Annotated in this window: 17 protein-coding genes; all 17 read right to left on the bottom strand. The window is 32.1% G+C overall.

Annotation, left to right across the window (positions count from 1 at the left end; all coding sequences use genetic code 11):
* Nucleotides 1–11: 11 nt before the first annotated feature.
* The 17 genes from clpP to CPAL_RS10620 all read right to left on the bottom strand — a co-directional run bounded on the left by clpP (nucleotide 12) and on the right by CPAL_RS10620 (nucleotide 20391).
* Complete coding sequence (clpP, locus tag CPAL_RS10700; RefSeq protein ID WP_061857872.1) at nucleotides 12–599, bottom strand: ATP-dependent Clp endopeptidase proteolytic subunit ClpP; 588 nt, start codon at nucleotides 597–599, stop codon at nucleotides 12–14.
* 137 nt (nucleotides 600–736) lie between these two features.
* The gene (gene tig, locus CPAL_RS10695) at nucleotides 737–2029 is read right to left on the bottom strand and encodes a trigger factor (protein WP_061857873.1); all 1293 of its coding nucleotides are present in this window, start codon (nucleotides 2027–2029) and stop codon (nucleotides 737–739) included.
* Between the two features lie 157 nt (nucleotides 2030–2186).
* Nucleotides 2187–2969, bottom strand: coding sequence for a sugar phosphate isomerase/epimerase family protein (locus tag CPAL_RS10690; RefSeq protein ID WP_061857874.1), 783 nt, complete (start codon nucleotides 2967–2969; stop codon nucleotides 2187–2189).
* A gap of 20 nt (nucleotides 2970–2989) precedes the next feature.
* Nucleotides 2990–3823, bottom strand: coding sequence for a hypothetical protein (locus CPAL_RS10685; protein ID WP_061857875.1), 834 nt, complete (start codon nucleotides 3821–3823; stop codon nucleotides 2990–2992).
* Nucleotides 3824–3962: 139 nt separating this feature from the next.
* Entirely contained in the window at nucleotides 3963–7154 is a 3192-nt protein-coding gene (gene carB / locus CPAL_RS10680; RefSeq protein WP_106024590.1) for a carbamoyl-phosphate synthase (glutamine-hydrolyzing) large subunit, read from the bottom strand.
* A 27-nt stretch (nucleotides 7155–7181) separates the two neighbouring features.
* Nucleotides 7182–8267, bottom strand: a complete 1086-nt coding sequence (carA, locus tag CPAL_RS10675) for a glutamine-hydrolyzing carbamoyl-phosphate synthase small subunit (protein ID WP_061857877.1) — start codon at nucleotides 8265–8267, stop codon at nucleotides 7182–7184.
* A 252-nt stretch (nucleotides 8268–8519) separates the two neighbouring features.
* Nucleotides 8520–9092, bottom strand: a complete 573-nt coding sequence (gene pyrE / locus CPAL_RS10670) for an orotate phosphoribosyltransferase (RefSeq protein WP_061857878.1) — start codon at nucleotides 9090–9092, stop codon at nucleotides 8520–8522.
* A 115-nt stretch (nucleotides 9093–9207) separates the two neighbouring features.
* Entirely contained in the window at nucleotides 9208–10104 is an 897-nt protein-coding gene (locus tag CPAL_RS10665; protein ID WP_061857879.1) for a dihydroorotate dehydrogenase, read from the bottom strand.
* Nucleotides 10097–10831 (bottom strand): dihydroorotate dehydrogenase electron transfer subunit, encoded by a 735-nt coding sequence (locus tag CPAL_RS10660; protein WP_061857880.1) that lies wholly within the window; start codon nucleotides 10829–10831, stop codon nucleotides 10097–10099. Before CPAL_RS10660 ends, CPAL_RS10665 begins: the two co-directional genes overlap by 8 nt.
* 15 nt (nucleotides 10832–10846) lie before the next feature.
* A complete protein-coding gene (pyrF, locus tag CPAL_RS10655) occupies nucleotides 10847–11713 on the bottom strand; it encodes an orotidine-5'-phosphate decarboxylase (protein WP_061857881.1) in 867 nt (288 codons plus the stop codon).
* Nucleotides 11714–11747: 34 nt separating this feature from the next.
* A complete protein-coding gene (locus CPAL_RS10650; RefSeq protein WP_106024589.1) occupies nucleotides 11748–12935 on the bottom strand; it encodes a dihydroorotase in 1188 nt (395 codons plus the stop codon).
* Between the two features lie 11 nt (nucleotides 12936–12946).
* Entirely contained in the window at nucleotides 12947–13150 is a 204-nt protein-coding gene (locus CPAL_RS10645; RefSeq protein WP_106024588.1) for a hypothetical protein, read from the bottom strand.
* Complete coding sequence (gene pyrB / locus CPAL_RS10640) at nucleotides 13150–14076, bottom strand: aspartate carbamoyltransferase (protein ID WP_061858052.1); 927 nt, start codon at nucleotides 14074–14076, stop codon at nucleotides 13150–13152. Before pyrB ends, CPAL_RS10645 begins: the two co-directional genes overlap by 1 nt.
* A 289-nt stretch (nucleotides 14077–14365) precedes the next feature.
* Nucleotides 14366–15748 (bottom strand): GntP family permease, encoded by a 1383-nt coding sequence (locus CPAL_RS10635; RefSeq protein WP_106024587.1) that lies wholly within the window; start codon nucleotides 15746–15748, stop codon nucleotides 14366–14368.
* Nucleotides 15749–16158: 410 nt separating this feature from the next.
* Nucleotides 16159–17709 carry an acyl CoA:acetate/3-ketoacid CoA transferase gene (locus CPAL_RS10630; RefSeq protein WP_273091966.1) on the bottom strand — a complete coding sequence of 517 codons (1551 nt, stop codon included), beginning with the start codon at nucleotides 17707–17709 and terminating at the stop codon, nucleotides 16159–16161.
* Between the two features lie 328 nt (nucleotides 17710–18037).
* Nucleotides 18038–19756: a sigma-54 interaction domain-containing protein gene (locus CPAL_RS10625; RefSeq protein ID WP_165815365.1), complete on the bottom strand. Its 1719-nt coding sequence runs from the start codon at nucleotides 19754–19756 to the stop codon at nucleotides 18038–18040.
* A gap of 212 nt (nucleotides 19757–19968) precedes the next feature.
* Nucleotides 19969–20391 carry a MaoC family dehydratase gene (locus CPAL_RS10620; RefSeq protein WP_061857886.1) on the bottom strand — a complete coding sequence of 141 codons (423 nt, stop codon included), beginning with the start codon at nucleotides 20389–20391 and terminating at the stop codon, nucleotides 19969–19971.
* Nucleotides 20392–20498: the final 107 nt, after the last annotated feature.

Below are 20498 nucleotides of genomic sequence, written 5' to 3'. Positions count from 1 at the left end.
CTCACTAAGGTTTATTTTTTTCTGTTAGTTATAACGTCGTCAATTAGACCATACTCTTTAGCTTCATAAGCCTCCATGAAGTTATCTCTTTCAACATCTCTTTGTATTTGTTCTAATGGTTTTCCAGTTCTCTCGCTTAGAATCCTATTTAATTTATCTTTAATTCTTAAAATTCTTCTAGCGTGAATATCAATGTCTGTAGCCTGACCTTGGAATCCTCCAAGAGGTTGATGAATCATTATTTCACTGTTAGGAAGAGCAAACCTTTTTCCTTTCGCCCCTGAAGCTAAAAGAAAAGCCCCCATAGAAGCAGCCATACCAACACATATAGTTGATACATCTGGCTTTATATACTGCATTGTATCGTATATAGCCATTCCTGCTGTTATTGAACCACCAGGACTATTTATATATAGGTATATATCTTTGTCTGGATCTTCCCCTTCTAAGAATAATAATTGTGCTACAACTAAACTAGCAGTTACATCATTTACTTCTTCCCCAAGAAAGACTATTCTGTCTTTTAATAATCTAGAATATATATCGTAAGATCTTTCCCCTCTATTAGTTTGTTCAACTACTACTGGTACTAAACTCATACAAAATCTTCCTCCTTTTTTAATAGTCTACTCTTTAAATTATCGCCCATATTATGCATCATATTCATAATTTTATAATTTGTTGTAAAATTAATTGCCAGAATACTTTCTGGCAATTAGCTTTATCCTATTACATATTATGCTATCTCCTTGCTGTTATCTACCAAAAGCTTTATAGCCTTTTCATTTACTATTTGTGTAGCTAACATTTCTTTTTGTGACTTAACTATAGCATCTACTAACTTTTCTGGCTCGCTTCCGCCATATTGTTTTGCCATTTCCATAGCCTTTTCTTTTATTTCTTCATCAGTAGCTACTATATTTTCATCTTTAATTATCTTTTCAAGAACTAATTCTGTCTTTACTCTCTTTTCAGCTGTTTCTTTCATATACTCTCTAACTTTTTCTTCTGTGTTATTTGTGTACTGATAGTATGACTCAAGATCTAATCCTTGATATTTTAATCTCATCTCTAAATCTTTAAGCATCATATCTATTTCTTTATCTATCATAACCTTTGGAATTTCAACTTCAGCTCTATCAGTTACAGCTCCTATAACAGCTTCTTCATATTCTGCTTTTTCTCTTGCTCTATTGCTTTCTTCTAATTTTTGCTTTATATCATTTTTTAATTCTTCTAAAGTATCAAACTCTGAAACTTCTTTAGCAAATTCATCATCTATTTCTGGTAATTCTTTAACTTTTATTTCTTTAACCTTTACTTTAAATACTGCTGGTTTTCCATTTAGTTCTTCTCTTCCATAGTTTTCTGGGAAAGTAACTTTTACATCTTTCTCTTCTCCAGCCTTTAAGCCGATTAATTGATCTTCAAAAGTATCTATAAAAGTACCAGAACCTATTTCTAATGAATAGTCAGTTGCTTCTCCGCCTTCAAATGCTACATCATCTATGTATCCTTTGAAGTCTATTATAGCTATATCACCTTTTTCTACTGCGCCTTCTTCTTTAACTGATATTCTTGCATTCTTTTCTTGCATATTCTTTAATTGTTTTTCAACATCTTCATCACTTACAGTATAAGAGTTCTTCTTTACTTCTACACCCTTATAATCATCAAGTTTTACTTCAGGTTTAACTGTAACTTCAGCAGTATACACGAAATCCTTACCTTCTCCAATTTCAACTATGTCTATTTTAGGGTAGTCAACTGGTGATAAGTTATGTTCTTCTACAGCCTTTGGATATGTATCTTCGCAACAATAATTTATAGCGTCTTGATAAAATACCCCTTCTCCATAATATCTCTTTATTATGCTTAATGGAGCTTTTCCCTTTCTAAATCCAGGAATATTAAATTTTTTAACATTGTTTTTATATGCCTTTTGTATAGCCTCGTTAAATTTTTCTTTATCAACTGTTATCTCTAATTTTACAACATTATTTTCTACTCTTTCAATTTTAGTGTTCATTAAGTTTTCCTCCCAATCACCGTAAATACTTATTTTGACTTCATATATTATAACACACAATATACTTTTTTTACAAATATATATATGCATATTTTATCATAATACTAATTATATACTAAAAAGTTTAGATTACAACAATGATTTTATATAAAAACATTTATTGAATTTCTGTTAAATATTTACTAGAATCTATTAATTCTTCACCTTTCAAAAAATTATTTTTATATACTTCTAATATTCCTATACCATTATATTCTACATCTTTTAGTTTTTTAAACAAATTTTTGAAATTTACATTTCCTCTTCCAGGAAGCAAACATGAACTTTTATCATCCTTATCATTTAAATGAAGGTTTATAATTTGATTTCCCATTATATCTATATAACTTTCAGGAGCTACTCCTGCTCTATAGGCTTGTTTTATATCTAAAGTAAAACTTATTGGATACCTGCATTTCTCCTGAAGCTCTTTCAAAAAATCTAAATCTGATGACATACACCATGATACATTCTCCTGAGCTAGCTTTATTCCTATTTCTTCCGATATATATATTAATTCATCGTATGTGTCAATTATATGTTTCTTATTTAAAAATATGTTATCTATTTTTCTTATGCCATGGAATGTATATGATTTTGCTCCAAGAGCCTTGCCTGCTTTACATACTTGTTTGAAGTATTTTATCATATCTTTTTTTCTTCTTTTGTAACTATCAAAAATATATGGTTCAAAAAAGGATGAAAAAGCATGAACAGAATTTATAAAAAACTCATGTTTTTTACTCTCTTCTAATAATATTTCCGTAAATTCCTCAGTAAATTCACTTGGACAGTTAAAGAAAATCTCTCCTCTATTAAATCCAAGACTTTTCATTAGCTTTATACTATCTTCTAAATTTATATCTGGATAAAAACATGCTGACGAAATACCTATTTCCAATACCTTAAACCATCCTTATCTTATTTTATAATGTTTTTCACTCCATCAACTATTACTTCTAGACCTTCTGGAGTATTGTCCCCATATTTTATATCCACACCTGTAAGTTCTCCCCCTGTTTGCGATAGATTGTGATAATGAGTATTACTGCTTATATTATACTTCCAAAGATATTTTTGATTTTCCTTATTAAACCATGGCAGCTGTGAAACATAGACTATATTATCCTCATTTAAATACTTAGGTGAACTACACCATACGTAATTAGATTTGTATTTTAAAATATTATCTTTTTTAAACACATCATTTTTACTAGATACATATTCTTTTTTAGTTATGTCCTTTGTATTGCCATTAGAATCAACCAATATCATATTTTGAGTCTTATTTTCTAAAATAACTATATTTTTCTTGGAAGGACTTATATCATAATTAATTCCTTTTGGAAGAACCTCAGTATACTGTTTTTCATTATTTACTATATTATAGGTCAGTTTTACTTCTTCTCCATTTGAAAGTTTGATATTATAGCTTCCAGTCTTAGGAGCATTATTTCTTATTTCTTCCTTGTTTACTTCCTTGTTTTTTACTTCATTTACCTGACTTTTTTCATACTCTTGCTCATTTCTACTCCCTTGCTTTATGTTATCAGCTTTACCTTCCTGTTCTTTATCTTTTTCTTTAGATTTATTAAACCCTGACTTCACCTTTTCTATAATACTATCGTTTATGCTCCCGCCAAACGCTGCCGCTAGTACAATGATTAAAAGAACTATAGCTACTATCAACTTTATTCTTTTTCTTTTTTTCATTTCTTCATTATATTGACTGCTAAAAATACTAGGCTTTGGCATTAATGCACCTCCTCACCTAAGAACTAGTTACAATAAAATATTTTATTATATTTTAATTATAATACTATTCTCTGCCTTTTAACAAATATATTATACAGAAAAAGAGCCAAGATTTCAAAAATCTTAGCCTCTTTTTCTATTAGCTAGCAAAATACTTATTTAAAGCTCTATATTCAATTTTTTCATTTTGTTTAACTAGCTTTATGGCTCTTAAACAAATTTTTGCTGTATCTATACATGTAAAAATAGGAACCCTGTATTCGGCACTTTTTCTTCTTATCTTAAATCCTTCGGTATCACTATTATTCCCCTTAGTAGGAGTGTTTATTATAAATTGTATTTTTTTCTTATTTATCAAATCAAATAACTTTTCTGTATCTATAACTTCACATTCTATATTATTTTGTTTTAATATTTTTCCAGTTCCTTCTGAACTATATACCTTAAAGCCTAAATCATAATATTCCTTTATTATGTCCGCTCCTTCTATTTTGTCTACATCTTTGAGAGATACGTATATAGCTCCTTCAGTTTCGATTTTTATTCCTGCACCTAAAAGTCCTTTATAGATAGCCTTATCCAAATCATAATCTATTCCTAAAACTTCTCCAGTAGATTTCATCTCTGGTCCTAAATAAATATCTACATCAGCAAGCTTTTCATTAGAAAACACTGGTACCTTAACTGCATGAAGAAAATTTTCTTTTTTAAGACCAGTTCCATAACACATATCCTTTAATTTTTCCCCAAGCATGATTTTCACAGCTATATTTATCATAGGAACTCCTGTTACTTTGCTTAATATAGGTACAGTTCTTGATGCTCTTGGGTTAACTTCAATTACATAAATATCTTTTCCATCAAATACATACTGAATATTTATAAGGCCTACTGTCTTTAGAGCTTTTGCTATCTTTTTAGTGTTCTCAACCAGCTTTTCAATAGTTTCCTCTTTTAATGTCATAGGCGGATATACTGTTATGCTATCTCCTGAATGCACTCCAGTTCTTTCAACATGTTCCATTATACCTGGAATTAAAATATCTTCTCCATCTGCTATGGCATCTACTTCTATTTCTATTCCCTTCACATACTTATCTACAATTATAGTATGACCATTTTCTAAGCTTACTGCTTCATTCATGTATTTTTCTAAAGCTATCTTATCATATATCACTTCCATAGCTCTTCCCCCTATTACATAGGAAGGTCTCACTATAACTGGATATCCTAGTTTTTCTACTACATGGAAAGCCTCTTCTATATTATTAACCGCTCTGCCTGTAGGAGTTTTTATATCTAAGCTCTCCAAAAGTTTTCTAAACTTATCTCTATCTTCAGCTAAGTCTATAGACTCAAACTGAGTTCCTAATATATTTACTCCTTTTTTAGATAATTTCTCTGCAAGATTTATAGAGGTTTGTCCACCAAATTGAAGTATTACTCCTTTTGGATTTTCTTTTCTTATCACATTCATAACATCATCTATATATAAAGATTCAAAATAAAGTTTATCAGAGGTATCAAAATCTGTGCTTACGGTCTCAGGGTTATTATTTATCATAATTGATTCATATCCCGCTTCATTAATTGCCCATGCTCCATGCACACAGCAGTAATCAAACTCTATTCCCTGACCTATTCTTATAGGACCAGAGCCTATTACCATAATTTTTTCTCTATCCGAAACCGTATTTTCATCTTCCTTATCATAGCATGAATAATAATATGGAGTTTTAGCTTCAAACTCTCCACTGCATGTATCTACCATTTTATATACTGGATATATATCTTTTAATTTCTTAACTATTTCTATTTTTTCAACATCTATATTAGATAGTTTGCTTATTTGTTCATCTGTAAATCCTAAAATACTAGCTTCACAAATTAATTCATTATCTACATGTTTGCTTTCAAGCCTTTTTTCTATTTTAATTATGTTATTTATTTTATTTAAGAACCACTTATCGATCTTTGTTAGCTCATATATATAATCTATAGAAACACCTCTTCTTAGAGCTTCTCCTATGGCAAATATTCTTTCATCATCTTGCATTTTTATTTTGTCTATTACTTCTTCATCTGATAGCTCATCTCCATTTGCAAGCTTTAACCCAATAATTTTACCTTCCAAGCAAGTTATAGCCTTTAAAAACGCACTTTCAAAGTTCCTATCAATGGCCATAACTTCACCTGTTGCCTTCATTTGAGTTCCAAGTTTTCTTTCAGCGGTACTGAACTTATCAAAAGGCCACTTTGGCATCTTAACCACTACATAATCCAGAGCTGGTTCAAAACAAGCACTGGAAGTTTGAGTAACATAATTCTTGAGTTCATCTAAACTATACCCTATGGCTATTTTGGAAGCAATCTTTGCTATTGGATAACCTGCAGCTTTAGATGCTAAAGCACTAGAACGACTAACTCTTGGATTTACCTCTATAACTATATACCTATCGCTAAGAGGATCTAATGCAAATTGTATGTTACACCCTCCCTCAATCTTAAGGCTTCTTATAATTTTAAGGGCTGAATTTCTTAACATATGATACTGCTTATCTGTCAATGTTTGTGAGGGAGCTACCACTATACTATCTCCAGTATGAACGCCCACTGGATCTATATTTTCCATGTTACATATTATAATGCAGTTATCCTTTTTATCTCTAATGACTTCATATTCTAATTCCTTCCAACCAGCAACACTTTGCTCAAGAAGTATTTGGTGAATAGGACTCATGTTTAATCCTAATTCACATATCTCTAAATATTGCTCCATGTTCTCTGCAATTCCGCCGCCAGTTCCTCCTAACGTATATGCTGGTCTTATAATTATAGGAAGTCCATGTTTCTTTACGAATTCCCTGCACTGATCCATATTTGTTGCAATAGCACTTTCTGGAACAGGCTCTTTAATTTCTATCATTAATTTTTTAAATTCTTCTCTATCTTCTGCCTTTTTTATTGTGTCAGCATTAATCCCTAATAGTTTTACATTATGCTTTTTTAAAACTCCCTTGTTCTGAAGTTCCATAGCTATATTTAAAGCAGTCTGTCCTCCAAATCCTGCGAGTATTCCACTAGGCTTTTCCTTTTCAATAATCCTTTCTATCACCTCCACCTTTAGAGGTTCAATATACACTTTATCAGCTATATTTAAATCAGTCATTATGGTAGCAGGGTTACTGTTTACTAAAACAGTCTCAATTCCTTCTTCTTTTATAGACTTACAAGCTTGAGTTCCTGAATAATCAAATTCTGCTGCCTGTCCTATGATTATAGGACCTGAACCTAAAATTAAAACCTTTTTCAAACTTTTATCTAGTGACATATTTCTTCCCCCTTAAGATGAATCTTTCTACATTGCCTGCTCTTTTAATTTTTGCTCCATACAATCAATGAATTTATCAAATAAATATGAGCTATCTGCAGGACCTGGTGCTCCCTCTGGATGAAACTGAACCGAGAATACAGGTAAAAACTTGTGCCTTATTCCTTCTACAGTATTATCATTTAAATTTACATGAGTAATAATTAGATTCTTATCCTCTATACTTTCCTTCTCTACAGCATATCCATGATTTTGAGCTGTTATATAAGCCTTATCTTTTTCTATATCATAAACTCCATGGTTTCCACCTCTATGCCCGAACTTCATCTTATAGGTATTTCCGCCAAAAGCAAGAGCCAATATTTGATGTCCTAAACATATTCCAAAGGTTGGACTAACTTTTACAATCTTTTTAACAGTTTCTACTGCTTCTGGTACATCCTTTGGATCCCCAGGTCCATTGCTTAACATTACTCCTTCTGGATTTAACTTCATTATCTCTTCAAAGCTTGTGTTATAAGGAACCACAGTAATATCGCAGTTTCTTTTCTTCAGATTTTCAATTATATTTGCTTTTGCCCCAAAATCTATTAAAACTACTTTATGTCCTTCGCCTGGAATATTATAAATTTCTTTAGTGCTTACTTCCTTAACATAGTTTTTTTCATCATTATATGTGTTTAAGTAGCTTGCAAGCTGACCTATTGTTAATTCTTCATTTGTTATAACGCACCTCATAGTCCCCTTTTCTCTTATCTTTTTAGTAATACTTCTTGTATCTACTCCATATACTCCAACTACATTCATATCTTCTAACATATTGTTTATAGTTTCTCGACTAGTATAATTAGAAGGCATGTCACAAATAGATTTAACTACTAGTCCTCTTGCATGTATTTTTTTGGATTCCCAATCTCTTTGATTCACTCCATAATTCCCAATCAGAGGATATGTCATGTTTATAATTTGACCTGCATAAGATGGATCTGTAAGTATTTCCACGTAACCTGTCATAGAAGTATTAAAAATCAATTCTCCTACTGAAGTGCCTTTCTTTCCAAAACCCTTTCCAATATAAACTGTTCCATCTTCCAAATATAGCATTCCATTCATTAACTTTACCCCCTCTTTACTGTATATGCATCCACATTTTTATGAAATTTTATGCATAATCCTTGTGTATATCAAATTAATGTTTGCCTTATTGCAATTCTTGATTTTACTTACAATTCTATTAAAAAGGCATTTCCGATACTGTAATTTTTATTCACTTATCATTTATATTTATACAAAGATTATCACTTTAGCTTCTCATTGTCAATACATAAATAAAACCTTTTGCCAGAAGGCATAAGGTTTCATATTTTATTTGATGTTTCTACTTCCCGGTTTCACATACTCTATTCCTTTCTTACATAAAGGACATTCATATTTCTCAAAGCTTTGTACCTCTAATTCTATAGCACTATATATTGGATACTCGATTTTACTGCTTTTTCTGTCCGCTATACAAGCAATTCCTATAACTTCTCCTCCAAGGCTTTTAATAACCTCAGCAGTTTCTAAAGATGACTTTCCCGTAGTTACTACATCTTCTGTTATCAATACCTTCTGCCCTTGTTTTATTTCAAAGCCTCGTCTTAAAGTCATTTTTCCATCTACTCTTTCTGTAAATATTGCAGGCTTTCCAAGCTGACGTCCAAGCTCATAAGCAACTATAATTCCCCCCATAGCAGGTCCCAAAACAATATCAAAATCTAAGTTTTTCACCTTATCGTATACTACACTTAGAACCTTCTCCGCCCTATCTGGATATTGCAGAAGCTTAGCACATTGTATATATCTATTGCTGTGTTTTCCTGAAGATAATAGAAAATGTCCATCTAACAATGCTTCTACTTCTTTTAAAATCTCTAATACGTTTATGTTTTTATCCATAATTATTTCCCCCATTCTTTTATTTCTCCTTCACTTGCGCCCAAGGTGCTTCCACTTCCTAAGCTTCCTAAATTACCTAAACTCAGTGCAGCATCTAAACTCCCTAAACTACTTTTCAAACTATTCCTCTAATCTCACTTAAATCCTTAAGTCCTTCTTTATCCATAAAATCTTGAATTCCATCTATTATATCCAAAGTAATGTCTGGTTTCATAAAATTTGCACTTCCTACTTGAACAGCATGAGCTCCTGCCATTATGAATTCTATAGCATCTTCCGCACTAGCTATTCCTCCTATTCCTATTACAGGTATGTCTACATTTTTACATACCTCATAAACCATTCTAAGAGCAATTGGCTTAATTGCTGGTCCCGATAATCCTGCAAAGATATTATCAAAGACTGGCTTTCGTTTTTTTATATCGATAGCCATGCTCTTAAAAGTATTTACTAAAGATAAGGCGTCGGCTCCAGCTTCCCTGCATTTGCATGCCATATCCACTATATCCTCAGCATTTGGCGATAATTTTACTATAAGAGGCTTTTTACAAAACTTTCTCACTTCTAAAACCACCTCAAAAGCAACCTTGGACTTTATACCAAAGGCCATTCCTCCACTTTTTACATTTGGGCAGGATATGTTAAGTTCAATCATATCTACATCCGTATTATTTAACTTTTTTATGCCTCTTATATAATCTTCAACAGTTCCTCCACCTAAGTTTGCAATTATTACTGTGTTTAGTTTTTTCATTTCTGACAGTTTTTCATTAATAAAGTTATCTATACCTGGATTTTGAAGCCCTACGCTGTTCATTATGCCACTTGCAGTTTCATATACTCTAATGCCATCATTACCTTCTTTTTTATTTATTGTAAGTCCTTTTGTAGAAATACCGCCTAACTTTGAAACATCAAAAATGTCTGAATACTCCTCTCCAAAGCCAAAAGTTCCCGATGCAGCAATTATAGGATTTTTAAAATTAACCCCACAGATATCTACACTAATCACTAAAAACCAAATCCCTTCCTTTAAATACTGGACCATCTTTGCAGGTTCTTTTATTTTCTTCTTTTGTCTTGCAAGTACAAACTAAACATGCTCCTACACCGCAGGCCATCCTATTTTCCATAGAAACATATACTTCTACACCTTTTTCCATGCACATATATGCAACTTTTTTCATCATAATTTCAGGTCCGCAGCATATTACTAAATCATATTCTTCTGGCTTTAGTAAATCTGTAATAAATCCTTTATATCCTGTTTTACCTGTTTCAGTAGCAACATATATGGAATTCACATACTCTTCAACTTCCTCTAAACCATAACTAGAATCTCTAAAACCAGCATACAAATCCACACTGCACCCTTTAAGACTTTTTATCAGATAATTCATAGGAGCAATGCCTATTCCACCTGAAATTACTGCAACCTTTCCTTTTATACTCTCAACATCAAATCCATTTCCTAGCGGTCCCATTATACTGACTTCATCGTTTTCTTTTAATTTACTTAATATCTTTGTTCCTTTACCTACAACTGCATAAAGAAAGGTTATTCCCTCTTCATTTACCTCATGTACACTTATAGGTCTTGGAAGTAATAATCCTTCTTCCCAGGCTTTTAACATATAAAATTGTCCAGGTTTTGCTTTAAAGTTTCCTTTTATAGTAAGCTTAAATATATCTGCTGAAACCTTAATATTATCCTTAACTTTTTTTTTAGCATATATCATCTCCTGCACCTTCCTCTATTTGGATTCAGCAAATCCAAGCTCTTTTTTCATCTTCATAACTTCTTTTCTAGCATATTCATCAAACTTTTCTTCACCATTTTCATACTTCTTGTAAGCTAGAAGTATTCCTCTAGAAGAGTTTACTACACCACCATTACCATTCTTCAGATACACACTAGCTTCCTTCGCTCCGCCACCTTGAGCTCCAAAGCCAGGAATTAAGAAAAATGTTTTATTTAAATTCTCTCTTATCTTCTTGCCGTCTTCCGCAGTGGTACATCCTATTACTCCACCTATAGAACTATAGCCGCAATTTCCTAATACTTCTTCCCCAAGTACTTGTACCTTTTCTCCTACAATTTCATAAATTCTTCTTTTAGAACTACTTTGTACATACTCAAAATCTTGAGCTCCTTTATTAGAGGTTCTCACTAATACAAAGAGTCCTTTTTCTTTATTCTTAATATAATCCATATATACTTCTATACTATCCATTCCCATATAAGGATTTACAGTAATAAAATCCGTTTCAAAATCTCCTTCAAAATGTGCCTTTGCATACATCTTTGCCGTATCGGAAATATCACCTCTTTTAGTATCAGAGATTGCTATACAGCCTGAACTTCTTATATACTCTAGAGTTCTTTTATATGCCATAAGCCCTTTTATACCTAAAGCCTCATAGTAAGCTATCTGCACTTTAAAACAAGCAGCATGGTCCATTGTTGCATCTATTATTTTTTTATTGAATTCAAAAATTCCATCTTCTATGTTAGTATATTTATTTAAAAACACAGCTGGTATATAGCTTAAATTCGTATCTAATCCTATACAAACATTTCCTTTGTTCTCTACTTCTTCATATAATCTATCTATAATCAACTTAATTCGGCCCCCTAATTTGCACTATAAATTTTTAACTATTCTGATAAACTATTTTTCCACCTTTAATTGTCATAAGCACTTTTCCAAAAACCTTGTGCCCATCAAAAGGAGTATTCTTTCCCTTTGACATAAAATCTTTTGAATTTATTACATATTCCTCATCTAAGTCTACTAAGACTAAATCTCCTTCAAAGCCTATTGAAATTTGTCCTTTATTTAAGCCCATAATTTCTGCTGGCCTTTTCGACATAAGTTCCGATAATTTGTTTAATGATATGTTTTCTTTTTTAACAAGCTTTGTATAGCATACAGAAAATGAAGTTTCTATTCCTGAAATTCCAGGTGCCCTATTCAATTTATCTTCTGCCGTATGAGGAGCATGATCCGTTGCAATTGCGTCTATAAAACCATCTCTTATTGCTTTAACTAAAAAGTCCACATCTTCTTTTTCTCTAATTGGTGGATTTACTTTATACTCATACTCACTTGTTAAAGCTAGGTGATGTGGAGTTACCTCGCAGGTAATCTTTACCCCTTCTTTTTTAGCTTGTATTATATATCCTATTGCTTCTTTTGTACTTACATGAGCCATGTGAAGTCTGCATCCTGTATGCTTTGCAAGATATATGTCTCTCAATGTCATCATATTTTCCGCTGCCCTCATATCTATGCCGCTCATCTCAGGATTTTCAGCATGAGATATTACAGTAATTCCTTGACTCTTTGCTTTTAACATAGCTTCAAACATAATCTTATCATTAGATACACCTTTTCCATCATCCGATATAAACTTCACATTTCCTTCTATTTCATCTAAATGGCTTAAAGTTTTTCCATCCAAATCCTTAGTAATTGAAACTGCTTGATGCACATCTATTAATCCTATTTCTCTAGCTTTTTCTCTTACATAATTGACAATATGCATATCTGAACTTACAGGATTTGTATTTGCCATTAAATTAACTGTAGTATACCCTCCTCTTACAGCTGCCCTACTCCCGCTTAATATGTCTTCTTTATAAGAAAATCCAGGATCTCTAAAGTGAGCATGCATATCTACAAAGGCAGGCATTAATACTTTTCCTTTTCCATCTATAACCTTGCACTTTTTAGATATACGCTTACCAACTTCACAAATCTCTCCCTTATCTATATAGACTTCTCCATAGAAATCTAGCACCCAATCTACTATTCTTACGTTTTTTATTAGCACTTCCATTTTGCTTCCTCCTAGATTTCACTTTTATATGCTTCATCACAATACTTGCATCTATACTCTCCTCTGGCTCTGTTTGCCAAATAAAACCTTTGAGGAACATATTTCTCTACAGTTGTTATGCATCTAGGATTCTTGCATTTTATTACATTCACAATTTCCTCAGGAAGCTGCGTGTTAGTTATAATTTCATGCTTTATACTGTCTATTTTTAACATTAATCACACACCCCCAAAAGTTTGCATATTAAAGCCATCCTTACGAACATTCCTAATTTAGCCTGCTTAAAATAACACGCTCTTGGATCCTTATCTACCTCAATTGATATTTCATTAACCCTTGGAAGTGGATGAAGAATTATCATATCCCTTTTTGCATACTTCATCTTTTCTTCATTTAAAATATAGCAATCCTTAAGTCTTATATAATCTTCTTCACTAAAAAATCTTTCTCTCTGAACTCTTGTCATATAGAGTATATCTAACTTTTCTACAGCTTCTTCCAATCTTTCTGTTTCTAAAAACTCTATATTTTTCTTTTCTAATACTTCTTCTTTTATATAATCTGGGATTTTTAATTCTTTAGGCGAGATTAAAATGAACTTATTATTCTCATATCTTGACAAGGCCTTAACTAAAGAGTGTACAGTTCTTCCAAATTTTAAATCACCACAAAGGCCAATTGTATGATTTGAAAAACTTCCTTTTATATTTTTGATAGTTAATAGATCTGTTAAAGTTTGAGTTGGATGTTGATGTCCTCCATCTCCTGCATTAATCACAGGTATACTTGAGTACATAGAAGCAACTTTAGCAGCTCCTTCTTTTGGACTTCTTATTGCTATAATATCAGCATAACCTCCTACAGTTCTAACAGTGTCAGCCAGGCTTTCTCCTTTTGACACAGAGCTGGAGTTTGCATCAGAAAATCCTAAAACCTGTCCTCCTAATCTAAGCATAGCTGCTTCAAAGCTTAATCTAGTCCTTGTGCTAGGCTCATAAAAAAGTGTGGCCAGAATCTTACCAGAACAAACTGATGAATATTTTTTAGGATTCTGAATTATATTTTGTGCTAAGTTAAAAATTTCCTCTAATTCCTCTACAGTAAAATCTACTGGGTCAATTAAACTTCTCCCTTTTATCATAATTATCTCCCTTCTTAGTCTCTCTGAACTAATTTTAAAGGTATATAAAAATGCCTTCTCGTATACGAGAAGGCATGAAAATACAACTATATTAAACTCACAATAAACTATTGTATCCATTTCACATTCATCCTTCTCGGTATCTCGTACCAAATTAAAGGCATTCTATTGACTTTTGATTAATTTTAACATAAATAAACTATAAAATCAATAGAAAAATGTGAAATTATTATTTTACAAAATCTTTAATTGACATTGAATTATAATTTTATTGGAAATATGCTTTTTATTAAACAACTCCCATAACGGCAAATATAATTGCTACTATAGTTGATAATACAGGAATTATAACTGAAACCATACCTATATCAGCATAAGATTCTTTATGTGTCATTCCACAGATTGTAAGCAATGTTATAACTGCTCCATTGTGTGGAAGTGAGTCAAGACCACCACTAGCCATTGTTGCTATTCTATGAAGTACTTGTGGATTTATTCCTTGTTGTATAGCCATGTCCATATATTGTTGTCCTAACACTCCAAGTGCTATACTCATACCACCTGATGAAGAACCAGTTATACCAGCAAGTACGTTAACAGATATAGCTTCTGAAATTATAGGATTGTTTGAAATTCCAAGGATTGCTCCTTTTATGATAGCAAATCCAGCTAATAGCTGAATAACATTTCCATATCCAACCTCTGAAGATGTATTGATAATTGCAAGAAGTGAACCAATTGCACCATCATTAACGCTCTTTTTAGCATCAAATCTCTTTAAGTTAAATACTATAGTAAATATAATTCCTATAACAAGTGCTATAATTAAGCTCCAAGTACCAGAAACCTTTGATAATTCAGTTAAATATGGTTCTCCTTTTAGGTAGTCACCATTATATCTACCTGCTACAAAAACGAATTTTGATAATATAAAGTTAATAGCTAAAACTAATATTATTGGTAATATTGCTAATCCTAATGATGGTAAATTACTTTCATCTAAACTGTTAATTTTTTCTCCTGGGTGATTTCCATAACCTTCTCCAGCTGCTGCAGCTTTTTTAGCTCTTATTGTTAACCATGTCATACCACCACCAAACATACATAGACCACCAATAATACCTAATACTGGTGCAGCATAAGCATTAGTACTAAAGAATGGCATTGGTATAGCGTTTTGTATTTGTGGTGTTCCTGGTAACGCTGTCATAGTAAATGTAAATGATCCTAATGCGATAGCTCCAGGTATTAATCTCTTTGGAATATCAGCTTCTTTAAATAATTGCATTGCTATTGGAAATACTGCAAACGCAACAACGAATAATGAAACTCCACCGTATGTTAATATACCGCAAGATAATACAACTGCTAGTATTGCTTTATCTTTACCTAGTTTGTTAGCAATAGCATGAGCAATTGCTTTAGCTGAACCTGAATCATCCATAATCTTACCAAATATAGCTCCTAGCAAGAATATAGGGAAATAAGACTTAGCATATCCAGCAAACGCCTGCATAAACACTTCTGTATACGTTGCCATTAAAGGCACTCCACCATTTAATAATGCTGCTAATAATGCCAAAATCGGTGCAAGAATAAGCACTGTTATACCTCTATAAGCAAGGTACATCAATAGTGCAAGCGAAAGTATAACTCCAATAACTCCTAACATTAATTCATCTTCCTTTCATAAGTTTATTTTGTAATATTTAGTTTTCTAGGAGAATTGCTTCTCCTAAGAAAACTAATTTTGTATATCAATAATTGATCACTGGTTACATTATTATGGGGTTGTGTGAGGTTTACTTTACTATGGGTTGTGTGAGTTTTGTCTTTACTTTTATTATTGGGGTTTGTAAGTTTTGTCTCATTTTATTTGTCTCTATTTTATTTATCATGGGGGTATGTGTTTTTTATCTTTACTTCTTTAATTTAAATCCATTAACTTATTATGGAGTTTAGACTATAATGTTTTAGTGAAAGTAGGGTATATTATTAAGCTTAAAACTCATTTTTATATTTAATAAGTTTAAAACTTATTTTTATATTTAATTTCATAATTAATTTAAATTCAAACACTATTTAATTAAGTCCCATTAGTTCATCTCTAAATATTCTTTCATCCATTAATTTAAGATCTTCAGCAACTATTGGTGCAAATCCCATTTGGTCTAACACATCTTTTTGAAGATCTATTCCTGGTGCTATTTCAGTAAGAACTAATCCTTCTTCTCTTAATTCAAATACAGCTCTTTCTGTAATATATAGGACAGGTTGTCCTATTTCTTTAGCATAGTCTCCGCTGAATGTAACTTGTTCAACTTCTGGTATGAACTTCTTAACTTTTCCTTCTTTTACGATAACTAATTTGCCGTCTTCAGCTTTAACTTCTAATCCACCTGCAGTAAATGTTCCGCAGTATACAACTTTCTTAGCATTTTGCGTGATATTTATGAATCCGCCACATCCTGCAATCTTTGGACCGAACTTACTTACATTGATATTTCCTTTAATATCGCATTGTGCAAGTCCTAAGAATGCTACATCAAGTCCGCCTCCATCATAGAAGTCAAACTGATATGCTTGATCTAATACAGCTTCTGCATTAATTGATCCACCAAAGTTTAATCCACCTAGAGGTACTCCTCCTACTGGACCTGCTTCAACAGTCAAAGTCATGCTATCGCCAATTCCTTCTTCATTAGCTACCATAGCTACCATTTCTGGAACTCCTATACCTAAATTTACAACTGCATCTTTAGGTAATTCCATAGCAGCTCTTCTTGCAATAAGCTTTCTTTCAGTCAATTCTACTGGTTCTATGTCACTTAACGGAATAGTAACTTCTCCACAATATTCTGGCTTAAATGGTTCACCAAATGTTTGCCATGAACATTCTCCTTCTCCAACAACAACTATAGCATCCACATATATTCCAGGTATCTTAACTTGTTTTGGATCTAACGAACCATTTTTAACTATCTTATTAACTTGAACAATAACTTTTCCACCAGAATTTTTAGCTGCCTGAGCCATTGATAAAACTTCTAATGTAGCAACCTCTTTTTCAAGTGAAACATTTCCCCTTTCGTCAGCATAGCTTCCTCTAAGCAAAGCCACATCTATTGGGAAAGTTTTATATAATAATCTTTCTTGTCCTTCTATATTGACAACCTTAACTATATCCTCAGTAGTTTTTTCGTTTAATTTTCCACCCTCAAGACGTGGATCAACAAACGTCTTCAAACCTACATGAGTGATTGTTCCTATTTTACCAGCTGCAATGTCTCTCATTAATTGAGATATTGTACCCTGTGGTAAGTTGTAAGCTTCTATCTTGTTTTCTAATGCTAACTTTTGAAGCTTTGGAGCAAGTCCCCAATGGCCACCTATTACTTTTGCTACTAAGCCCTCATGTCCTAAGTGGTTTAAGCCTTTATTCTTTGAGTCACCTTGACCTGCTGCATAAACTAATCCTAAGTTCTTTGGCGATCCTTCTTTTAAGAACTTTTCTTCTATTGCAGCAGTTATACCCTCTGGATGTACAGCGCCTAGGAAACCAGATACAGCAACCATATCGCCATCCTTAATCATTGCAATAGCTTCTTCCATAGTTTTTACCTTTGAAGCCACTTCCTTTTCCCCTCCTTTAATAATATTTTTAGTAGTCACTTATTCATAAAGCAATTACCGTGCCAAAAATATTGCAACCTTATTTTTATCTAAAATGCCAATTTCACTTAGTATTTTTGTAATATAATCCAATATAAGTTTTATCTTTGTAAAGGTTTTCGTACATTACATCGATTTTAAAACAAAAAGTGTAGTGTTTTCCGTACACCCCACTTTTTTATAGTCGTTTTCATGTAAGGTTTTTCGTACATTTTAATGTTTATATTGATTTTTAAATTGCATATTTCATAAAATTTCGTAAATTATGATTTTACTACACAATTCTGTTTTATTGTATATTGTGCTTAGTCATCTTTTCATATAAGGTAGTTCTACTTATATTCAAAGCTTTAGCTACCTTAGTTTTATTGCCATTAAATACGCGTAAAGCATCTAATATAGCTTCTTTTTCAGCTTTGTTCAAGGTATCTTCCAGCTTTTCTATAGGTTTTTCAATTATATTCTCCATTATATCTTGAGGTAAATGCTCTAACCCTATTTCTCCACCATACTCTACTATATTTATTGCTCTTTCTAATACATTTTCAAGTTGTCGTACATTTCCTTCCCATCTATACTTTTTCATATAATTCATAGCTTTACTGCTAATTCCGCTAATTTTTTTATCCAGCTTATTGCAAATTTTATCTATCAAAAAAGATGTAAGAGTAACTATATCCTCCGGTCTTTCTCTGAGAGGAGGTATATTTATGGTAACCACATTAAGTCTATAATACAAATCTTCTCTAAACTCCCCCGACTTAATCATATCCTCTAAATTTCTGTTTGTTGCTGCCACGACTCTAATATCTATGTGTTTCGTAACTACAGAGCCAATCCTCTCAACTTCCTTCTCCTGAAGAACTCTTAAAAGCTTTACTTGCATATGTAATGGCATATCTCCTATTTCATCTAAGAAAATAGTCCCTCCATCTGCTAATTCAAATTTACCAATTTTCCCTTCTTTATTAGCTCCAGTAAAAGAACCCTTCTCATAGCCAAAAAGCTCAGATTCCAATAAATCCATTGGTATAGCAGCACAATTTACCTTAACAAAATTTTCATGAGCTCGATCACTAGCATTATGAATTGCATGAGCAAAGAGTTCTTTTCCGGTTCCACTCTCTCCCTTCAAGAGGACATTAGAGTTTGTTAATGCTGCTTTTCTTGCTATATTTTTCGCTTCTTCTAGTTTCTTACTATTCCCAATTATATTGCTGAAGGAATAAGTAGCAGTATTACTTTCCTTCACATAACCACCGTACATTTCGGCATCTTTTTCTATTTTCCGCACTTTTTTATACAAAGAGTTAAAGTCCTTAATATTTCTAAATAAAACCTTACCCACAGCTCCTTGAACTTTACCTTCTTTTATTATAGGAATTCTTGTGGCTATCATATATCTTCCTTTGATTTTTTGCAGTTGAGCTACCTCTGCTATTCCTGTTTTTGCTACAATATGCATTCTTGTATTTTCTATAACCTCTGTAACATGTTTACCTATTGCAGCTTCCCTATCCACTTCTAAAAATTCAGCATAAGCTTTACTTATCATGATAATGATCCCATTTGAATCTACTACAGTAATCCCATCATACACAATTTCTAATATAGTATTTAGTATTTCTCTTACGTTTCTTTCTTTATTTAATTCTTCTAATACGCTTTTATAGTCAGTATTATCATAGATAAGAACAATAGCACCTATACTTTCTTTTTCAATTGATAACGGTAACTTGTCAACTATTAATTCCTTACCTTTGCGCTGTATCCTTACTCCTTTCTCTTTTGAACCTGAGTATATGACCCTATCAACATCTAATTCTGGAAATACTTCTGTAATAGATCGATTTTTCAGCTCTTTACTTTTTAATTTAAGAATTTTTTTAGCTGAATTATTAATTTTTATAACCTTTTTGTCAAAACTTACAATAATAATTCCGATATTTATGTTATCATTTATAACTTGCATTATATCGGAATTATTACCAATATAAAATCCTTTCATATTTGCTACCCCCTTTAAACAAATCTAACTTTCATCTGTTAAGCAAATTAGATTAAATTTTAAATAGAATAAGAACCACAAGCAAGTCGAATTTTGTTTGTTATTCTAATATTTTAACAGATATAGTTCTTAAATTCATTATTATAATGCCACAAAAATAAGGCAACTACACTTAAAAGTATAGTTGCCTTAAACCTCATTTAGCAGCTTCCTTATACTGCTTTAGGAGGCATAACCTTTGCTTTGCCTTCTATAACAACTTTGCCGTCTTGATTTGTTACAGTTGTCTTAAGAACTAATCTGTTTTTTTCTACATTTTTTTCAATAACTTCTGCTTCTGCAGTAACTGTATCTCCCATTCTTACTGGAGCAACAAATCTTAACTCTTGGCTCATGTATATTGTTCCTGGTCCTGGAAGATACATACCAAGTACTGTTGAAATTAAGCTAGAAACTAACATGCCGTGACAGATTCTTCCTTTAAACATAGTTTTTTCAGAAGCAACTTGGTCAAAATGTGCAGGATTTAAATCTCCTGAAATTCCTCCGAATAAATATACGTCAGTTTCTGACATAGTTTTAGTGAATGAAGCCTTATCTCCGATTTGGATTTGATCAATAGTCTTTCCTATCATTTAAAACCCCACCTTATGCAAATTTTTTGAAGTTATCTATAAATAACTCCAAAAAATTTAATAGCAAGTTTTATACCAACTTGCTATTAAGCTTATATTTTATGCTT

Origin of the sequence: Clostridium thermopalmarium DSM 5974, assembly GCF_002995795.1 — a bacterium.
GTDB lineage: Bacteria > Bacillota > Clostridia > Clostridiales > Clostridiaceae > Clostridium_H > Clostridium_H thermopalmarium.
The sequence above is the reverse complement of the archived record's forward strand: the minus strand, read 5'-3'. Positions and strand labels throughout refer to the sequence as shown.

What these genes read in the sequence shown, in the direction of transcription:
- clpP (WP_061857872.1), bottom strand. Translation starts at nt 599, where the DNA reads ATGAGTTTAGTACCAGTAGTAGTTGAACAAACTAATAGAGGGGAAAGA.
- tig (WP_061857873.1), bottom strand. Translation starts at nt 2,029, where the DNA reads ATGAACACTAAAATTGAAAGAGTAGAAAATAATGTTGTAAAATTAGAG.
- CPAL_RS10685 (WP_061857875.1), bottom strand. Translation starts at nt 3,823, where the DNA reads ATGCCAAAGCCTAGTATTTTTAGCAGTCAATATAATGAAGAAATGAAA.
- carB (WP_106024590.1), bottom strand. Translation starts at nt 7,154, where the DNA reads ATGTCACTAGATAAAAGTTTGAAAAAGGTTTTAATTTTAGGTTCAGGT.
- carA (WP_061857877.1), bottom strand. Translation starts at nt 8,267, where the DNA reads ATGAATGGAATGCTATATTTGGAAGATGGAACAGTTTATATTGGAAAG.
- pyrE (WP_061857878.1), bottom strand. Translation starts at nt 9,092, where the DNA reads ATGGATAAAAACATAAACGTATTAGAGATTTTAAAAGAAGTAGAAGCA.
- CPAL_RS10660 (WP_061857880.1), bottom strand. Translation starts at nt 10,831, where the DNA reads ATGATATATGCTAAAAAAAAAGTTAAGGATAATATTAAGGTTTCAGCA.
- CPAL_RS10650 (WP_106024589.1), bottom strand. Translation starts at nt 12,935, where the DNA reads ATGGAAGTGCTAATAAAAAACGTAAGAATAGTAGATTGGGTGCTAGAT.
- CPAL_RS10645 (WP_106024588.1), bottom strand. Translation starts at nt 13,150, where the DNA reads ATGTTAAAAATAGACAGTATAAAGCATGAAATTATAACTAACACGCAG.
- pyrB (WP_061858052.1), bottom strand. Translation starts at nt 14,076, where the DNA reads ATGATAAAAGGGAGAAGTTTAATTGACCCAGTAGATTTTACTGTAGAG.
- CPAL_RS10635 (WP_106024587.1), bottom strand. Translation starts at nt 15,748, where the DNA reads ATGTTAGGAGTTATTGGAGTTATACTTTCGCTTGCACTATTGATGTAC.
- CPAL_RS10625 (WP_165815365.1), bottom strand. Translation starts at nt 19,756, where the DNA reads ATGAAAGGATTTTATATTGGTAATAATTCCGATATAATGCAAGTTATA.
- CPAL_RS10620 (WP_061857886.1), bottom strand. Translation starts at nt 20,391, where the DNA reads ATGATAGGAAAGACTATTGATCAAATCCAAATCGGAGATAAGGCTTCA.